The sequence below is a fragment of the Nakamurella sp. UYEF19 genome, from assembly GCF_040546275.1.
Taxonomy (GTDB): domain Bacteria; phylum Actinomycetota; class Actinomycetes; order Mycobacteriales; family Nakamurellaceae; genus Nakamurella.
Map to the genome: position 1 here is coordinate 589,143 of NZ_JBEPNO010000001.1, position 17,222 is coordinate 606,364.

Here is a 17,222-nt window from a genome sequence, read left to right on the forward strand (position 1 = left end):
AGGCCGGCACGATCCGCAAGGGAGCCAGGATCACCGGCTCCGCGCGGGACAAACTGACTACCGATCTCCGGCGGAAGTACGAGAAGGGCCTGAGCATCAGGGCTCTCGCCGACGGGACCGGCCGGTCCTATGGGTTCGTCCATCGATTGCTGGTGGACGCCGACGTACCGCTGCGGGGTCGCGGCGGCGCCACCCGCACGAAGAAGAAGTAGCGGCATCCGACCGGACGTGCCGAGCCCGGCCCGTAGAGGGCCGTCGGCGAACACCGGTCTGGTACCAATGGACCGGTGACGACACCCTCTGCACCTTTCCCGGCGAACGCGGCACCTTCCCCCCACCTGGCCGGGGCGCGATCGTTCGATGACGAACTGCTCGCCCGCGGTCGGCTGGCCGTCGAGGTGACGGGCACGGTCCTGACGATCACCCTCGACCGCCCGGACATCCGGAACGCCCAGCTGCCGGCGACCTGGGAGGCGTTGGCGTACATCGGATCGCGGGTGCCGGCTCACATCCGTGTAGTGGTGGTGCGCGGGTCCGGCGAGTCGTTCTCGTCCGGGTTGGACCGGTCGATGTTCACCCCTGGTCCGGAGTCGGTGCTGATGCAGATCGCCTCGGCGCCGGACACGGTGGCGCATCACATGATCGCCGACTTCCAGCGCGGGTTCACCTGGTTGTCGGACCCGTCGTTCGTCTCGATCGCCGCGGTCCGCGGGCACGCGGTCGGAGCGGGCTTCCAGCTGGCCCTGGCCTGCGATCTGGTGGTGGCCGCGGACGACGCCCAGTTCTGCATGGCCGAGGTGGGGCTCGGTCTGGTCCCGGACCTCGGCGGCACCGGCTCCCTGGTCCGGGCGGTCGGTTACCAACGCGCGTTGGAGATCTGCGTGACCGGCCGACGGGTCGGTGCGCCGGAAGCGGTCCGGATCGGCCTGGCCCTGGTGTCGGCGCCGGCTGCCGACCTCGATGTCGCGGTCGGCGACCTGGTCGACGCGATTCTGGCCGTGCCCGTGGAGGCGGGCCGCTCGGTGACCAGGCTCATCGGCTCCGCTACCGTGCTCAACGCTGAGGATCAGCTGGTGGCCGAGCAGAGTGAGCAGGTCAAACGACTGCGGGAGCTGGCGGCAGGCGGCGGGCGCTGATGTCGAAGCAGTCGGATCTCTTCGAGGACTTCTATCTACGGGCCGGATCCAACCTGCACGAGGTACCCTGGGCCAATCTCGTGCCGAACGCGGCCATGGTGCAGTTGCTCGATACTCTGCCCGCGTCGGCCGGCGGCCGTGCGCTGGTGGTCGGCTGCGGGCTGGGCGACGACGCCGAGGAGTTGGCCCGCAGGGGATATGCGGTCACCGCCTTCGACGTGGCACCGACGGCGATCGACCGGTGCCATCAGCGCTACCCGGATTCCGACGTCGAATACGTCCTGGCCGACGTCTTGGAGCTTCCGTCCCGCTGGGCGGGGCGTTTCGACCTGGTCATCGAAATCCGTACGCTGCAGTGCCTTCCGGCCGACGAGCGCCCAATTGGTGCGACCGAGATCGCCCGCACGGTCGCTCCCGGCGGGCGGCTCTACGTGCGGTGCTATCGATTGACGGACGAGATCGTCGACCGCTTCGATGGTCCGCCGTGGCCCCTCGACCGGGCGGATCTCCAGGTGTTCACCACCGTGGGTCTGATCACCGAGCGGTTGGAGGAGAACGATGTCGGACTCCCCGGTGCCGACCGCGGCCCGACCTTCACCGCGGTGTACCGGCGACCCTGACCACGCCGAAGCTGAGCAGCATCACCACCAGCACCGGCAGCTCGAGGTAGGCGTGATAGCTGGCCAGGGCGGAGTACACGGTGCGGCCCTGGCCGTAGTCCACGACGAACAACAGCAGCAGTGCGGCGCCGGCGCCCAGTCCGAGTGCCCAGGTACGCCAGCCGCGGAGCCACGGCACCCGTCGTTCGAACGCGGCCGTGGTGGCGGGCGCGTACCGCGGCAGGAAGAACACCCAGACGACGAAGTGCATCAGTTGAAGGAATGCGAACACCGTCAGGAAACGGATGCCAACAGTGGTTCCCCAGGTCCCCGGGAGGGTGGTGCCCGCGGCCACCACCTGCGGGATCGCCGCGAAGGTCCGCACCGTCCCAGCTGTTCCGGCCATCCAGCGGTCGAGCAGACCGGACAGCATGACGGCCGGCACCAGCACCACCCAGCTCAGCTGGACCGCCAGGAACAACGTCCGCGCCCGACGGGTGAACGCCCGGGAGAACTCCCAGAGGAAGGCCAGCGGCACCAGGTTGTGCAGGTGCGTGATCACCACGACGTGGTACGACGGCCAGGTCAGCGACGCCGCCAGTGCACCCGACAGCACCACCGCGCCCGCCAGCGCCGCCCACCGGTAGCGACGCAGGCCCCACCAGGTTGCCGTTCCGAGAATGCCGTACGTCAGCACGATCTCGGCCCGGACCGTCCAGGCCAGCCCGAACGCGGCCCCGACCAGCCGGACGAGCACAATGCCGGTGATGAGGGCCACCAGCAACTGCAGCAGCGGCCTGCCGAGCAGTGCGCTGAACCGACCCCCGATGTACCGGAGCTCGAGCACGTTGTGGAGCACTCCGAACACCATCAGCGCGACAGCGGTCGTCGTCAGTGGCGCACGCAGGGCGAGTCCGAGCGACAGCACGGCGAAAGCCAGCAGACCGAGCGTCCCCGCCCTGACCGCTGACCTGGGCATCGGATGATCGACTGGCTGCGCGCTTTCGCTGTGACGCTGCTGGTCGAGCTCCCGATCTACGCGCTGCTGCTGCGCCGGTGGTGCTCCACCTCCCGCGCCGCGGCCCTGGGACTGCTGGCCAACGTGATCACGCACCCGCTGCTCTGGTTCGGTCTGGTCGACCTCCACGCCGGAACGGCGGCCCGCACGGTGGTGCTCGTTGCCGCCGAGGTGGCCGTGTGGCTCGTCGAGTGGTCCGTGCTGGTGCTCGGTCTGCGGCGAACCGAGCGGGGCGGAGCGGATCGCCGGGAACTTGCGGCGATCACCGGCCTGGTCAATCTCGCGTCCTTCGGGGTCGGCCTCCTGCTGCTGGGCTGAGTCCCGACCGGCCCCGATGGTGGGCCGCCCGACGCTCACGGTCGATTCCGTCGACGCCGCAGCCACCAGATCAACAACGCGATCGCCGCCAGCACCACGACGACCAGCACGATCGTGACGACGGTCCCGGAGCGTCCGTCGATCGGCGAGCTGGGTGCGATGTCGGCAAGCCAGGGGATGGAGGTCGTCATGGCCAGAGCATGGCAGAACCGACGCTGACGTCCTGCTGAACGCGCGCTATAGCGAGCACTTCGCAGGACGCTGGGGGTGGAACCAGCCGGGGTGCCGTCTCGTCGCAGCAAGGTGGCCGTCGAACCTCGGTCACCCACTTCCAGCACGCAGGGGATGCCGAACGGTGACGGTACGCACGATCGGTCGGACGGTTGCCGGAGCGGCGGTCGTCGCGGGAGGCGCAGTCGTCTGGTTTCTCGGCGCCGGCCCCGCCCATCCGGACACGACCGTTCTGCTCGTCGCCGCTCTGGTGCTGGCGGCCCTTCTGGTGCTCGGCTCTGTCCTGACGAGCACGCCGACCGGCCGGCTCGGCGCCGTGATCGTGATGACCGGCCTCACCGCCTGTCCCGCCTGGTTGTCCCTGAACGAGTTCGCCGGCGGTACCCCGGGACTGCGGTACCCGGCCCTGACCCTGTGCGGCCTGGTGGCGACCGCGGGTCTGGCCGCGGCCTGCCGCCGGCCCGCCGCGCCCCCGACCGGCGAGGATCACCCGCGGAGTTCCTGGCGCATCGGGCTTCTCGCCGCCGCAGTGGCATCGGGGACGGCGGCGATCTGCATCGGTTGCGGCATCGGACTCGGGGCGGTGGCAGTGGCGGGACCCGTTGACTCCGACACCGCCGCAGCACAGGCGCCGAGCGCCTATCCCGGTCTGGTCGGGACGACCGCCCGGACGGTCGATGTGCAGGACCGCGCGTTCCCCACGACCGACCGCGACACCGTCGCGGCCGGCACCGGGTTCGTCACCTTGAATCGCTATCCCGGAGCCGGGGAGAATACGGTGAAGGGCGTCGATGGGCCGACCGGCGTGCTTCGCTGGACCTACCGTCTCTCCGGAGCCAGCACGGTGGCGCTGGCCACCTCGACCGCCGGCCGCTACGTGATCGCGACCTTTGCTCCCGGGGGAGTGGATCGGCCGCGATGGCACCGCCTGGTGGTGCTGGACGCCGTCACCGGGGCCCAGATGTGGATGACCGACGTGGCCGCGACGGGCGCCGATGGGTTGGCACCGACAGACCAGATCCTGCCGCTTGCCGAGGCTGATCTCCTCGACTCCAGGAACGCCGGCGGAAACCGCCTGGTCGCCCTCGATCTGGCCTCCGGTCGGAAACTGTGGACGTGGCAGGCTGCGCCGGGTTGTCAGGACGAGACTCGAAGACCGACATCGGTTGCCGCCCTAACCTTCCGGGTGGTCCAGTGCGGGCTTTCGGCCCAGCTCGTCGCGCTGGACGCCGCCGGCGCCGACCGGTGGCGTCATTCGACGACGGTGACCCTGGCGAAGGACGCCGATCCGGCACGGTGGGGATTCGTCCCGTTCCTGGAGGCGTCGTCGGGCGGCGTCGCGCTGCGCCTGTACGCCAGCAGCGGCGGATTCGACGTCAACGGCAATGTCGTTCTCGGGGTAGCGGACGGATCCGTGCTCCAGAAGTGCGCCACTGTCGACTGTTCCCTGGTCGGAGAGGCCAATGGATCCCTGGTGCTCCTGCGGGCGTCGGACGGGGTCCGGCTGATCGGATCCGACCGTCGGATGGTCGACGCGAAGAAGGCATACTGCGGCAGCGGTCCCGGCCGCGAATGGTCCTCCGTCGGGAACGTCTACTACGCGTTGTGCCCGGCCGAGTCCGGTCCGACCACCATGATCAGCTTCGACCTGACGACCGGGGCGTCCAGATCGGTCGTGCTCCCGGCGGGTACTGCTCGAGCAGCGATTCCGATACCCGGTGGCGTGCTCGTCGTCATGAGCGCGACGGACGGCTTTCGCTACGTCACGGTGCGCTGATCCACGACGTCCTCAGCGGCGGACCGACCGCTCCACCACGTCGAGCACGGGCGACATCAGATCCCCCGGAAGCCCTTCGGCCAGGTGCGTGACGAGGCCTTCCAGGACCAGCTCCAGGTAGGACGCCAGCACCTCGACGTCCACGTCCGTGCGTAGGACGCCGGCTTCGCGCTGACGATTGAGGCGGGCGCGGGTCGCCACCCTGACCTGTGCCGACTGGGCGGCCCAGGCGTCACGGAACCGCGGGTCCGTCCGCGCACGACGGGAAATCTCGAGCTGGGTGCCGAGCCAGCCGGTATCCGGCGCGTCGAGCATGGCGCGCATGACGGCCACCAGCCCCTCGCGGGCGACGGTCGCCGCCATCGCCGCCGCATCCTGCCCGGCCAGGGCCATGAAAACGGCGTCCTTGTCGGCGAAGTGGTGGAAGATGGCGCCCCGGCTCAGGCCGATCTCCTCCTCGAGCACCCGCACCGTCGCACCCTCGTACCCGTGCCGCGCGAACGCGGCACGGGCACCGTCGAGGATCTGCTGGCGCCGGGCCTGCAGGTGATCCGGGCTGACCCGGGGCATGGCTTGCCGCTTACTTCGAGGACGCGAGCAGGTTCCGCAGCACGTACTGCATGATCCCGCCGTTGCGGTAGTAGTCGGCCTCACCGGGGGTGTCGATGCGCACCTTGGCCTCGAACACGATGGGCGCAGCGGCCTTGTCGACCGGTGTCGCGGTCACCTTCACGCTCTTCGGCGTGGCACCGTCGTTCAGCGCGGTGATGCCCGAGATGGCGAATGTCTCGGTGCCCGAGAGCCCGAGCGAGTCAGCTGTCTCACCGGCCGGGAACTGCAGCGGGATGACGCCCATGCCGATCAGGTTCGAGCGGTGGATCCGCTCGTAGGACACGGCGATGACGGCCTTGACGCCCAGCAGCGCCGTACCTTTGGCCGCCCAGTCACGGGAGGAGCCGGAGCCGTACTCGGCGCCGGCCAGGATCACCAGCGGGACGCCGGCCGCCTGGTAGGCGGCGGAGGCGTCGTAGATGAACGACTGCTCGCCGTCGGCCAGGAAGTTCCGGGTGTAGCCACCCTCCACGTCGGTCAGCAGCTGGTTGCGCAGCCGGATGTTGGCGAAGGTCCCGCGGATCATCACCTCGTGGTTCCCGCGACGGGAGCCGTAGGAGTTGAAGTCCTTGCGCCCGACGCCGTGTTCGGTCAGGTACTGCGCGGCCGGCGTACCGGCCTTGATGTTGCCGGCCGGCGAGATGTGGTCGGTGGTCACCGAATCGCCCAGCTTGGCCAGCACCCGGGCGCCGGAGATGTCGACCACCGGAGACGGCTCGGGCGACATGCCCTCGAAGTAGGTGGGCTTGCGGACGTAGGTGGAGTCCGGGTCCCACTCGAAGGTCTTGCCGGTCGGGGTCTGGAGGCCCTTCCACCGCTCGTCACCGGCGAACACGTCGGCGTAGTCGCGGGTGAACATCTCCTGGTTGATCGCCATCGCGATGGTCTCCTCGACCTCCTGCGGCGAAGGCCAGATGTCCTTCAGGTAGACCGGATTTCCCTCGTGATCGGTACCGAGGGAGTCCCGGGTGATGTCGATGTCCATCGAGCCGGCGATCGCATAGGCGACCACCAACGGCGGGGAGGCGAGGTAGTTCATCTTGATGTCCGGGTTGATCCGGCCCTCGAAGTTGCGGTTGCCCGACAGCACAGACACGACCGCGAGGTCGGCTTCGTTGATGGCGGCGGAGATCTCGTCCTGCAGCGGGCCGGAGTTGCCGATGCACGTCATGCAGCCGAACCCGGTCAGGTTGAAGCCGAGCTTCTCCATGTACGGCAGCAGCCCGGCGCGGTCGTAGTAGTCCATGACGACCTTGGAGCCCGGGGAGAGCGTGGTCTTGACCCAGGGCTTGCGCTCCAGGCCCTTCTCCACCGCCTTCTTCGCCAGCAGGGCGGCACCGATCATCACCTGCGGGTTCGAGGTGTTGGTGCAGGAGGTGATGGCGGCGACCGCGACATGGCCGTGGTCGAGCTCGAACTCCTGACCGTCCATGGTCACCCTGGTGGGCTTGGACGCCCGCTTCGGCGCGGTGTGCGACGGCGAGTCCGAGGCCGGGAACGAGTCCTTGCCGTCGGCGACGCCGTTGTCGGTGTCGTCATGGGAGACATAAGCCTGCAACGCTTTCCGAAACATCGGGACCGACTCGGAGAGGATGACCCGGTCCTGGGGACGCTTCGGGCCGGCGATCGACGGAACGATCGAGCCGAGATCGAGCGAGAGGTACTCGGAGAACACCGGCTCGTCCGAGGCGTCGTGCCAGAGGCCCTGCGCCTTCGCGTAGGCCTCGACCAGCGCGAGCTGCTCCTCGGGGCGGCCGGTCAGCCGCATGTACCGGATCGTCTCGTCGTCGATCGGGAACATCGCGGCGGTCGAGCCGAACTCCGGGCTCATGTTGCCGATGGTGGCGCGGTTGGCCAGCGGGACCGCCGCGACACCCTCGCCGTAGAACTCGACGAACTTTCCGACAACGCCGTGCTTGCGGAGCATCTCGGTGATCGTCAGCACCAGGTCGGTGGCCGTGGTCCCGTCCGGGAGGGTGCCGGTCAGCTTGAAGCCGACGACGCGGGGGATGAGCATCGAGACGGGCTGGCCGAGCATGGCCGCCTCGGCCTCGATGCCACCGACGCCCCAGCCCAGGACGCCGAGGCCGTTGACCATGGTGGTGTGGGAGTCGGTGCCGACCAGCGTGTCGGGATACGCGATCCCATTGCGCACCATGACGACCCGCGCCAGGTGCTCGATGTTGACCTGGTGCACGATGCCGGTCCCCGGCGGGACGACCTTGAACTCGTCGAACGCGGTCTGGCCCCAGCGCAGGAACTGGTAGCGCTCCTGGTTGCGCTCGTACTCGAGCTCGACGTTGCGCTCGAAGGCGTCGGCGCGGCCGAAGACGTCGGCGATGACGGAGTGGTCGATGACCATCTCGGCCGGTGCGAGCGGGTTGATCTTGTCGGGATCGCCGCCGAGATCGGCCATCGCCTCGCGCATGGTGGCGAGGTCGACGATGCAGGGCACACCGGTGAAGTCCTGCATGATCACGCGCGCCGGGGTGAACTGGATCTCGGTGTCGGGCTCGGCTGCGGGATCCCAGTTGGCGAGCGCCGAGATGTGCTCACGGGTGATGTTCGCGCCGTCCTCGGTACGGACCAGGTTCTCCAGGAGCACCTTGAGCGAGTACGGGAGCTTGGCGGCCTTCTCGAGACCGGTCACGTCCTTGATCTTGAAGATGTCGTAGCTCTGTTCACCCGAGCTGGACGTGACGGTGAGAGTTTGCTTGGCAGCGAAGCTGTCCGGACTGGAAGACACGCGTTTCTCCTTCGAACATGGCGGTCGATCGTCCTGCGGCAGACGGACCCGGCGCAGGAGCTGCCCGGGCGGCGAGCCGGGCGGTGAAAGGTTGGTCGGCGGAGCGGCTCAACCCTACAAAGCCACGTCGTGACTCCGTGGGCCGGGCATCTCCGGCCGCGTGAATCAAACAGTACGCTTGTCCTGCTAGAGGGGCAATCGACCTGGACGACAAGGGGCCCGGCCGGAGCTGGAAGCTCCGGCCGGGCCCTGTCGTACTACCTGGACTGCGTGCTGCGGACTACTTCTTGGCGAGCGCGATGAAGTAGTCGATGTCCCAGGGCTGCAGGCCCTTCAGGACACTGACGAAGATTTCCGCGTAGGACCGCACCGGGCTGGCGTACCACTTGCCGCCGTCCTGCGTCATCACGACACCGATGCCGATCAGCTGCTGGAACTCCTGGCCGATGATCTTGACGAGCTGCGGATCCATCCCGGACGACTCCGACCCACCGAAGGCCTTAGTGATGTAGCCGCTGATGGTGTCCTTGTTGAGGACGACGGCGGGCTGGCCGGGCACGGTGATCGTCAGGGACCCGGCGGCCGCGTCGCGGGCGACCTGGACGGACTTGCCGCCGACCGTGACGGTCGCGGTCTTCAGCGAAACAAGCTTGCCGCCGGCCACATCGGAAACGTTCCAGCTCATGTCGGAGTACTTGAAATCACCCAGCGCCGAACTGCTGCTCCTGGGGATGCGACTGGTGATCAGCTTGCCGTAGTCGTGCATGACGCCCATCTCGCCCGGTGGCAGCAGGCCGATCAGCTTGTCGTAGTCACCGCTGGTGGCAGCGGCGAGCAGCTGGTCCATCGTGTCCTCGGGGCTGGAGCCCCCGGTCGCGGCGATGAAGTCGGCTGCGGTGGGGTTACCGGCCTTGGCACCCTGCGCCCAGTAGTCGGCCGCGGTGTAGAAGAGGCTCGGGTACCACTTGCCGCCGCGGTCGACGGTGGAGATCCGGATCGGATGCCCCACCTTCTTGACCTCGTCGGCGATGTTGTAGGTCCGCGTCTGGGTCTTCAGCTTGTCCAGTTCACTGCCCGCTGCCGCCTTCACCTTGTCGGTGAGGGGGAGCTGCGACAGGTCGGTGGTGACCGTGACGGTGCCGCCGGTCAGCTTGACGACGGTGACGTGATCATTGATCTGGTCGGGATCGGGGCCGAACGTCAGGCCGGTGACGGTGATCTTCGAGCCGGTCAGCGAGGTGGCGCTGGCCGACGGCGCCAGGATCTCCAGGCGCTTGAGCTCGGTGAGGAACTCACCGTTCAGATCGGAGAACAGCGAAGCCTCGGCCGGATCCAGCTGATCGGCCACGCCGACCGGATCCTTCTGGCTGAGCGAGAGCAGCATCGCACTCGCGGCCTGCTGCGGGCTGGCCTGTCCACCCTCGCTCTTCGTGTCGCGGAATCCGAAGTACCAGACGCCGGTCCCGGCGAGCAGCGCGATGACGACGGCGACAACGGTCACGATCATCGGGGTGCGGCTCTTCTTGCCGGATCCGCCGCCGGAGGCAGGCGTGCCGATCGGGGCGTGCGGTGCACCGGTCGGCTGGCCATAGCCCTGGCCGAATGCCTGCTGCTGTCCGTAGCCGGTAGGGCCCTGCTGGCCGTAACCCTGGGCCGGCTGGCCGTAGACCGGCTGTCCGTCACCTTGCTGGCCGTAGCTCTGCTGGCCATGACCCTGCTGGTCGTGACCCGGGTAGGCCGAGCCCTGTGCCGGAGGGGACTGGGGCTGCCAGCCGGCTGGACCGGCGGGCTCCGTGCCGCCCTGGCCCGGGTGGGGCTGCCAGCCAGGCTGACCGCCCGGTACCGGGTTGCCCTGGGGCTGGCCGTACGGATTCTGTGGTCCGTAGTGCTCACTCATGGTGGCTGTTCCCTCTCATTTGATTCCTGGTGATCGCTGCCGCTGGGTGATTCCTGGTGATCGCTGCCGCTGGGTGATTCCTGGTGATCGCTGCCGCTGGGTGATTCCTGGTGATGGCTATTGCGGGGACTGCTCGAGCGCGGTGGTCGCGACGTCCGGCCGGTGGGACCACCCGGGGACGCCGGGCGTGCTGTCCTGGTTCCGACGCGGCGTCGGGCCGGGCGGTTCCGCTGTGGATGAGATGGTTCGGCTCGCCGTGATACGTGCGCGGTGCCTGCGCCGGCGGCGCAGTGCGAGCAGCACCGTGATCGCACCGGTGGCCGCCGCCAGCGCACCGACGACCGTCACCACCGGTCCGGTGTACGCGAGGGTCACCCCGGCACCGGCATGCCCGCCGGCGACGGCCAGGACACCACCACCGATGACACCGGTCAGCATCCCGAACAACAGCGTCATCACCGCGGCGGTGCGGAAGAGGCGGACGATTCCGGCGATCAGCCCGATCATGGCCACCGGTCCGAGGAACGGCCACCAGGACAGCGCGGTCGCCCCGAACCCGTCGCCCAGCAGACCGAGCCGCCCGACGATGCCGACGATCGAGTAGCTGTTGCGGAGCACGCCCCCGGAGGACAGCCACGGCAGGAACGTTCCGACCAGCACGGCAACCACGCCGGCGACCCCGAGGACGGCGCCGATCAGGAGGGCGGTCCGGGGCGCCGGGCGCGGTGCTGCCTGCGCCCCGAAAACCGGCGGGGAGGACTGCGGCGGGACGGACACGGCTCCAGTGTGACCGATCGATCGGGTCGACCTTCGACCTTTCCGGGGATTGACCCTTCCGAAATCGAATTGGTCGGTCCGTTCGAGCCTCCAAAGGGCGACGGCTGCGGTCACGGGGAGTGACAACGGAGGCAGCCACTTTCCGAACGGTTGACATCATTCCCAATGTCCGTTTTGGGACACGTGGGTTTACAGTGACAACTGGCATATTGGGGGACCAGAGTGGCAAAGTGATACTTGGCGTGCTGGATTGACAGTGATGATCGTCATGAGCAGTGAGGGTCATCACCCTGCTGGACGTAGAAGCAGTAGGCGTTGCCCGGGTTCGCCCGGACCCTGCTGTCCAAGAAAACGGTCCCGTGGCTTTTCGCGGGGGAGGAGTTGTCGTGGCGCCAGCCGGACGCATTCGATCCGTCCTGACCACCGCTGTCTGCGCCGTGCTGAGCATCGCTCTCTTCGTGGGAGTGAGTGCTCCGGCAGGTGCTGTACCGCCGCCGCCGCCCAATCCCTCCGATCAACAGATCCAGGATTCCAAGGACAGCGCGACGGCCAGTGCCGCGGAGGTCGGGCGGCTGTCCGGGCTGGTGTCGGCCACCGAGGGCGACATCACCCGGCTCAACGACGACATGGAACTCAAAGGCGAGCTCGTCAAGAAGGCCATGATCGATCAGCAGCTGGCCGAGTCGGACGCGGCCAACGCCGAGGCGGCCGCCCAGACCGCGCTCGAGGTCGCGGGGAACGCCGGCGGCGCGATCACCGTGGCCAAGGACAAGGCGGCGGCCTTTGCTGCTGCGTCATTCCGGCAGGGATCCGTCCTTGGATCGATGACGGCGCTGATGGACGCCTCCAGCGCCAGTGATCTGCTGGCCCGTCAGGAGATGCTGAACGAGGTCTCAAAGTCGCAGCTGGATGTGATCGCCACACTGCAGACCACACTGAGCGACAAGGCGAACCTGGACTCCGACGCCAAGGTGGCCCGTGCCGCCGCCGCCGCCGCCCAGGTGGCGGCCGAGCGGGCCGCGCAGACCGCGCAACAGGCCAAGCGGACCGCCGACGATGCCTTCGTGGCCGGAAAGGCGCAGTTGGCGACGCTCAACACGCAGCTGGACCAGCAGGAGAACGACTACCAGCTGGCGCTCAGCAAGGTCGCCGATCTGAAGGATCAGCGGGCTCAGTACGACCAGTGGCTTGCCGCCAAGAAGGCAGAGGAGGAGCGGCTGCGCCTCGAGGCCATTGCCAGGGCCAAGGCGCTGGCTGCCGCGAAGGCGGCCGCCGCCAAGGCTGCCGCCGAGAAGGCCGCGGCCCTGGCCGCCGCGGAAGCTCGGGCCAAGGCTGCCGAACGAGCCCGGCTCCAGGCCATCGCGGTGGCCGAGGCGAAAGCGGCGGCGGCCAAGGCCGCTGCCGACAAGGTTGCCGCCGAGCAGGCAGCACGACTCGCGAAGAAGCGGTTCGACGACGAGCAGGCGCAGTTGAAGGCGGCCGCAGCAGCCCGGAAGGCGGCAGCCGCCCAGGCGGCGGCCGCCGCGGCCAACGCCGCGAAGAACAACGTGCCGAAGAACCCCACCGTCTACTACGCCAACTGCGCTGCGGCCGTGCAGGCCGGTGTTGCTCCCATTGCCATCGGTCAGCCGGGATACCGGAAGGCGCTGGACACCAACGGGAACGGCATCGCCTGCGAGTTCCTGCACGGCGGCGGTTCCAGCACCACGACGGCCACCTCCCACAGCACCACGTCGTCCAGCACCGGATCCGGCGGCTGGACAGCGGCCAAGGGTGAGGCGGCGGTGGCCGCCGCCGAGCAGTGGGTGGGCACGCCCTACTCCTGGGGCGGTGGCAACAGCAGTGGCCCGACGCTCGGGATCTGTGGTCCGAACGGGGCCGAGAACGACTGCAACGTCGTCGGTTTCGACTGCTCCGGGCTCACGTCCTACGGCTGGGCGCAGGAGGGCATCTCCATCCCCAACTACTCGGTGTACCAGTACACGTTGGGGCAGCACATCTCCCAGTCCGACCTGCTGCCGGGCGACCTGCTCTTCTACGCCAACAACACGTCGGACCCGAGCACGATCCACCACGTGACGATGTATGCGGGCAACGGGATGATGGTCGAGGCGCCGTACTCGGGCGCCTACGTCCACGTCACCTCGGCAGAATTCGGCAACGGCTACATCGGTGCCACCCGCATCGGCACCTGACCGGCCCGGGCTGGCGGTCATCGTGGCCGGTGGCGCCGGCCGACGGCTCGGTCTGGTGGACAAACCCGCACTGACGATCGACGGGAGGACGCTGCTGTCGGTCGCACTGGCCGCCGTGGCACCGGCCAGGACGGTGGTCGTCGGGCCGTCCCGGGAACTCTCCGCGGACGTGCTCCAGATCCGTGAGAACCCCCCCGGTGGCGGCCCCGCAGCCGCGCTGGCGGCCGGCCTGGCCGCCCTGGCCGATTCGGAGATCGGCAGCGACCGCGACGAGTTGGTGGTCGTCCTGGCCTCCGATCTGCCGGGGATCGACGCGGCAGCCGTCGACGACCTGGCCCGGGCGCTCTCGAGCACGGGAGTCGACGGCGCTGTCCTGGTCGACGTCGACGGCCGGAGCCAGTACCTCGCCGGGGTCTGGCGATGGGGCCCGCTGACGGCGGCCGTCCGATCGCGGACGTCCTGGCACGACGCGCGCCTCGCCGACCTCCTCGAACCGCTCATCGGCGCCAGGGTGCCCGCCGCCCGAGCCATCACCTCAGACATCAACACCCCGGCTGATCTGGCGAAATGGCGGCCGTCCGGGCCTGCGGCCGGCGACAGCTGAGCGCCGGATCCCGGCAAGCGCCCGCGGCAGGCCATGATGGGGTGGTGAGATGGACCAACAGCAGGCAACAGGTGAGGAGCAGCCGGTGACGGCCGAGCCAACGAACGGACCCGAGTTCAACCGATCGAGGTCGGGCGCAATCCAGCCCACCCCGGTCCCATCGGGGCCGTTCGCCACTCCCACCACCGCGCCGGGCGGTGCCGGCGCGCCGGGCACCATCGGCGGGTATACCGGACCGCCGCGTCCCTATGCGCAGGTGTCGGCCCCGGCCGCCTATCAGGGCGTCCCGCCTGCCGTCACCGAGCGGCCGGGACCGGCTCGGGACGCCGCGCTGCTGGAGCGCACCGTGTTCGAGGTCAAGAAGGTGATCGTCGGCCAGGACCGATTGGTCGAGCGGATGCTGGTCGGTCTCCTGGCCAAGGGCCACCTGCTCATCGAGGGCGTCCCCGGTGTGGCGAAGACCCTGGCCGTCGAGACCTTCGCGAGGGTCGTCGGCGGCACCTTCTCGCGCATCCAGTTCACCCCCGACCTGGTCCCGTCGGATCTGCTCGGCACCAGGATCTACCGTGCCGGACGCGAGGAGTTCGACACCGAACTCGGCCCCGTCGTGGCCAACTTCGTCCTGACCGACGAGATCAACCGCGCACCCGCCAAAGTGCAGTCGGCGCTGCTCGAGGTGATGGCCGAGCGGCACGTCTCGATCGGCGGCAAGACGTACCCGATGCCCGACCCGTTCCTGGTGATGGCCACCCAGAACCCGATCGAGAACGAGGGGGTCTACCCGCTTCCCGAGGCGCAGCGCGACCGCTTCCTGTTCAAGCTCATGGTCGGCTACCCGGAGCCCGACGAGGAGCGCGAGATCGTCTACCGGATGGGCGTGACGCCGCCGGTCGCACAGCAGGTGCTGCCGATCGAGGAGCTGTCACGGCTGCAGCAGGTGGCCGCCAACGTCTTCGTCCACCACGCACTGGTCGACTACGTGGTGCGACTCGTCTACGCCACCCGGACGCCGGCCGAGCACGGGCTGCCCGACGTCGCCTCCTGGTTGTCCTACGGTGCGTCGCCTCGTGCATCACTCGGGATCATCGCGGCCGCACGCGCACTCGCCCTCGTGCGGGGCCGCGATTTCGTCGTGCCGCAGGACGTCGTTGACGTGGCCCCTGACGTGCTGCGTCATCGCCTGGTGCTGTCCTACGACGCGCTGGCCGACGGGGTACCCGTCGACACCATCCTGACCAGGCTGCTGCGGGTGATCCCGCTCCCACAGGTCAGTCCGTACACCAACTCGGGTGTCGCCTGATGCCCCAGCCCGCCGAGCGGCCGTTCGGGGCGCCGCCATCGACGGCCGATCCCACCCGGCTGGATGCTGCGCTCACCTCGCTGGAGCTGACCGTGCGGCGGCGCCTGGACGGGCTGTTGCAGGGCAACCATCTCGGACTCGTCCCGGGTCCCGGAACCGAGCCGGGGGACGCCCGGCCCTACTACCCCGGCGATGATGTGCGCCGGATGGACTGGTCCGTCACGGCCAGGACGACCGAGGCGCACATCCGTCAGACGGTCGCCGACCGTGAACTCGAGACCTGGCTGGTGGCAGACCTTTCCGCCTCTCTGGATTTCGGTACCTCCGGCTGCGAGAAGCGCGATCTGGTGGTGGCGGCCGCCGCCGCGGTCGGCCACCTCACGGGCGGTGGGGGCAATCGTCTCGGCGCCGTGGTGTCGGCCGGCGGCGGCGTCACGCGATACCCGGCCCGCGGCGGGAAGGCCAGCCTCCAGCACCTGCTGCGCGCCCTCGCCACCACACCGCGCTCGCCGATCGGGGAGCGCGGAGATCTCGCCGCCGCCATCGAACAGCTCCGTCGACCACCCCGACGGCGTGGTCTGGCGGTCGTCATCTCCGATTTCCTGGGTGACATCAACTGGGAGCGGTCGCTACGTGCACTTTCCGGGCGGCACGATCTGCTGGCCATCGAGGTGCTCGACCCTCGCGATCTCGAACTGCCCGCCGTGGGTCTCGTCACCTTGCTCGACCCCGAATCCGGTCGGACGAAGGAGGTCTCGACAACCCCTGGCCTGCGCCGGGACTTCGCCGAGGCCGCCGCGGGTCACCGTGCCGCGGTGGCAACGGCCCTTCGTCGTTGCGGCGCGGCGCAGCTGACCCTGAGCACCGACCGGGACTGGATCGCCGACGTGCTCCGCTTCGTGCTCAGCCGCAAGCGTGGGTGGTCCGGGGGACCCTCGAACCCCGGCTCGACCTCGCTGGCGGCACCCGGCTTCTCGACGCCGGCGTCGGCAGCGACCGCCGCAGCCCCCGCATCCCGGGGGGCCAGATGACCTTCGCCCATCCGCTGTGGTTCGCCGCCGGCGTTGCGGTCCTCGCGCTGGTCGTCGGGTACGTCATCGCCCAGCGCCGGACGCGGCGTCACACCCTGCGCTTCGCCAACCTCGAGCTCCTGGAACGGGTCGCTCCGCGGCGTCCCGGGCGACTGCGTCACCTGCCCACCGGGATCGTGCTGGTCGGGCTGATCCTGCTGACGGTGGCGCTGGCCGGCCCCACGGCGGACACCAAGGTGCCGCGCAACCGGGCCACGGTGATGCTGGCCATCGACGTCTCGCTGTCGATGGAGGCAACCGATGTGGCACCGAACCGGCTGGATGCCGCCAAGGTGGCGGCGACCGAGTTCGTGAAGGAACTGACGCCCGGGGTGAATCTCGGGCTCGTCACGTTCGCCGGCATCTCCACCGTGCTGGTGTCGCCGACGGCGGAGCGCGCCCCGGTGGTCGCAGCGATCGCCGCTCTCAAGCTCGACGAGCGCACCGCGACGGGTGACGCGATCATCTCCTGTCTGCAGACGATCGACGTGTTCTCCAAGTCGATCAGCGGCGCGGACGGGCCGGCCCCGGCCAGGATCGTGATGATGACCGATGGCAAGCAGACCGTCGGTCGCAGCGTCGATGACGCCGCCAAAGTTGCTGCCACGGCCAAGATCCCGATCTCGATGATCGCGTTCGGCACCGACCACGGGACGATCAACTACCAGGGCTCGGCGATCCCGGTCCCACTGGACACCAGCTCGATGCAGCAGATCGCCCGGATCTCCGGCGGCGACTACCACACAGCGGCCACGGCCGACGAGCTCAAGTCCGTGTACTCGCAGCTGGGCGAGCAGATCGGTTACGAGATCAAGCAGCAGGACGTCTCCCGGCCCTGGCTGATCGCCGGCACCATCCTGGTGATGCTCGGCGCGGCCGGTGCACTCGTCATCGGCGGCCGCATTCCTTGATGCCCACGGCCTGATCCCCTCGCGGTGGAGC

16 protein-coding genes are annotated in these 17,222 nt (G+C 69.1%); 10 read left to right on the forward strand and 6 right to left on the reverse strand.

What is annotated here, in order from left to right:
• The first annotated feature begins 11 nt into the window (after nt 1-11).
• The 3 genes from ABIB25_RS02785 to ABIB25_RS02795 all read left to right on the forward strand — a co-directional run bounded on the left by ABIB25_RS02785 (nt 12) and on the right by ABIB25_RS02795 (nt 1,756).
• Complete coding sequence (locus tag ABIB25_RS02785; RefSeq protein ID WP_354526987.1) at nt 12-212, forward strand: helix-turn-helix domain-containing protein; 201 nt, start codon at nt 12-14, stop codon at nt 210-212.
• A gap of 75 nt (nt 213-287) precedes the next feature.
• Complete coding sequence (locus ABIB25_RS02790; protein WP_354526869.1) at nt 288-1,136, forward strand: enoyl-CoA hydratase/isomerase family protein; 849 nt, start codon at nt 288-290, stop codon at nt 1,134-1,136.
• The gene (locus tag ABIB25_RS02795; RefSeq protein WP_354526870.1) at nt 1,136-1,756 is read left to right on the forward strand and encodes a class I SAM-dependent methyltransferase; all 621 of its coding nucleotides are present in this window, start codon (nt 1,136-1,138) and stop codon (nt 1,754-1,756) included. Before ABIB25_RS02790 ends, ABIB25_RS02795 begins: the two co-directional genes overlap by 1 nt.
• Here ABIB25_RS02795 and ABIB25_RS02800 read toward each other — a convergent pair.
• Nucleotides 1,731-2,714 carry a hypothetical protein gene (locus tag ABIB25_RS02800; RefSeq protein WP_354526871.1) on the reverse strand — a complete coding sequence of 328 codons (984 nt, stop codon included), beginning with the start codon at nt 2,712-2,714 and terminating at the stop codon, nt 1,731-1,733. The two genes, ABIB25_RS02795 and ABIB25_RS02800, sit on opposite strands and share 26 nt — an antisense overlap.
• Before the next feature lie 3 nt (nt 2,715-2,717).
• Here ABIB25_RS02800 and ABIB25_RS02805 point away from each other — a divergent pair, with 3 nt between their 5' ends.
• Nucleotides 2,718-3,071, forward strand: coding sequence for a hypothetical protein (locus ABIB25_RS02805; protein ID WP_354526872.1), 354 nt, complete (start codon nt 2,718-2,720; stop codon nt 3,069-3,071).
• A 35-nt stretch (nt 3,072-3,106) separates the two neighbouring features.
• On the opposite strand, the gene ABIB25_RS02810 is transcribed toward ABIB25_RS02805, so the two are convergent.
• Nucleotides 3,107-3,262 (reverse strand): hypothetical protein, encoded by a 156-nt coding sequence (locus tag ABIB25_RS02810; RefSeq protein ID WP_354526873.1) that lies wholly within the window; start codon nt 3,260-3,262, stop codon nt 3,107-3,109.
• 164 nt (nt 3,263-3,426) lie between these two features.
• Between ABIB25_RS02810 and ABIB25_RS02815 the strand changes: the two genes are divergently transcribed.
• Nucleotides 3,427-5,079, forward strand: a complete 1,653-nt coding sequence (locus ABIB25_RS02815; RefSeq protein ID WP_354526874.1) for an outer membrane protein assembly factor BamB family protein — start codon at nt 3,427-3,429, stop codon at nt 5,077-5,079.
• Nucleotides 5,080-5,091: 12 nt separating this feature from the next.
• Here the strand turns inward: ABIB25_RS02815 and ABIB25_RS02820 are convergent, their stop codons facing one another.
• From ABIB25_RS02820 to ABIB25_RS02835, 4 genes are all read right to left on the reverse strand, one after another.
• Nucleotides 5,092-5,649, reverse strand: coding sequence for a TetR/AcrR family transcriptional regulator (locus ABIB25_RS02820; RefSeq protein ID WP_354526875.1), 558 nt, complete (start codon nt 5,647-5,649; stop codon nt 5,092-5,094).
• Between the two features lie 10 nt (nt 5,650-5,659).
• Nucleotides 5,660-8,437: an aconitate hydratase AcnA gene (acnA, locus tag ABIB25_RS02825; RefSeq protein WP_354526876.1), complete on the reverse strand. Its 2,778-nt coding sequence runs from the start codon at nt 8,435-8,437 to the stop codon at nt 5,660-5,662.
• A 280-nt stretch (nt 8,438-8,717) separates the two neighbouring features.
• On the reverse strand, nt 8,718-10,334 hold the full coding sequence (locus ABIB25_RS02830) for a hypothetical protein (protein ID WP_354526877.1): 1,617 nt from the start codon (nt 10,332-10,334) through the stop codon (nt 8,718-8,720).
• A 117-nt stretch (nt 10,335-10,451) separates the two neighbouring features.
• Nucleotides 10,452-11,111: a hypothetical protein gene (locus ABIB25_RS02835; RefSeq protein WP_354526878.1), complete on the reverse strand. Its 660-nt coding sequence runs from the start codon at nt 11,109-11,111 to the stop codon at nt 10,452-10,454.
• Between the two features lie 386 nt (nt 11,112-11,497).
• Between ABIB25_RS02835 and ABIB25_RS02840 the strand changes: the two genes are divergently transcribed.
• Genes ABIB25_RS02840 through ABIB25_RS02860 form a run of 5 tightly spaced genes read left to right on the forward strand, consistent with a single transcriptional unit; the run spans nt 11,498 to nt 17,191 of the window.
• Complete coding sequence (locus tag ABIB25_RS02840) at nt 11,498-13,306, forward strand: NlpC/P60 family protein (RefSeq protein ID WP_354526879.1); 1,809 nt, start codon at nt 11,498-11,500, stop codon at nt 13,304-13,306.
• On the forward strand, nt 13,284-13,910 hold the full coding sequence (gene mobA, locus ABIB25_RS02845; protein WP_354526880.1) for a molybdenum cofactor guanylyltransferase: 627 nt from the start codon (nt 13,284-13,286) through the stop codon (nt 13,908-13,910). Before ABIB25_RS02840 ends, mobA begins: the two co-directional genes overlap by 23 nt.
• A 49-nt stretch (nt 13,911-13,959) precedes the next feature.
• Complete coding sequence (locus ABIB25_RS02850; protein WP_502919724.1) at nt 13,960-15,210, forward strand: AAA family ATPase; 1,251 nt, start codon at nt 13,960-13,962, stop codon at nt 15,208-15,210.
• Nucleotides 15,210-16,241: a DUF58 domain-containing protein gene (locus ABIB25_RS02855; protein WP_354526881.1), complete on the forward strand. Its 1,032-nt coding sequence runs from the start codon at nt 15,210-15,212 to the stop codon at nt 16,239-16,241. Before ABIB25_RS02850 ends, ABIB25_RS02855 begins: the two co-directional genes overlap by 1 nt.
• Entirely contained in the window at nt 16,238-17,191 is a 954-nt protein-coding gene (locus ABIB25_RS02860) for a VWA domain-containing protein (RefSeq protein ID WP_354526882.1), read from the forward strand. Before ABIB25_RS02855 ends, ABIB25_RS02860 begins: the two co-directional genes overlap by 4 nt.
• The last annotated feature ends 31 nt before the right edge of the window (nt 17,192-17,222 follow it).

Coding starts and splice junctions, on each gene's coding strand:
- ABIB25_RS02795 (WP_354526870.1), top strand. CDS start 1,136: ATGTCGAAGCAGTCGGATCTCTTCGAGGACTTCTATCTACGGGCCGGA.
- ABIB25_RS02800 (WP_354526871.1), bottom strand. CDS start 2,714: ATGCCCAGGTCAGCGGTCAGGGCGGGGACGCTCGGTCTGCTGGCTTTC.
- ABIB25_RS02805 (WP_354526872.1), top strand. CDS start 2,718: ATGATCGACTGGCTGCGCGCTTTCGCTGTGACGCTGCTGGTCGAGCTC.
- ABIB25_RS02810 (WP_354526873.1), bottom strand. CDS start 3,262: ATGACGACCTCCATCCCCTGGCTTGCCGACATCGCACCCAGCTCGCCG.
- ABIB25_RS02820 (WP_354526875.1), bottom strand. CDS start 5,649: ATGCCCCGGGTCAGCCCGGATCACCTGCAGGCCCGGCGCCAGCAGATC.
- ABIB25_RS02830 (WP_354526877.1), bottom strand. CDS start 10,334: ATGAGTGAGCACTACGGACCACAGAATCCGTACGGCCAGCCCCAGGGC.
- ABIB25_RS02850 (WP_502919724.1), top strand. CDS start 13,960: ATGGACCAACAGCAGGCAACAGGTGAGGAGCAGCCGGTGACGGCCGAG.
- ABIB25_RS02855 (WP_354526881.1), top strand. CDS start 15,210: ATGCCCCAGCCCGCCGAGCGGCCGTTCGGGGCGCCGCCATCGACGGCC.
- ABIB25_RS02860 (WP_354526882.1), top strand. CDS start 16,238: ATGACCTTCGCCCATCCGCTGTGGTTCGCCGCCGGCGTTGCGGTCCTC.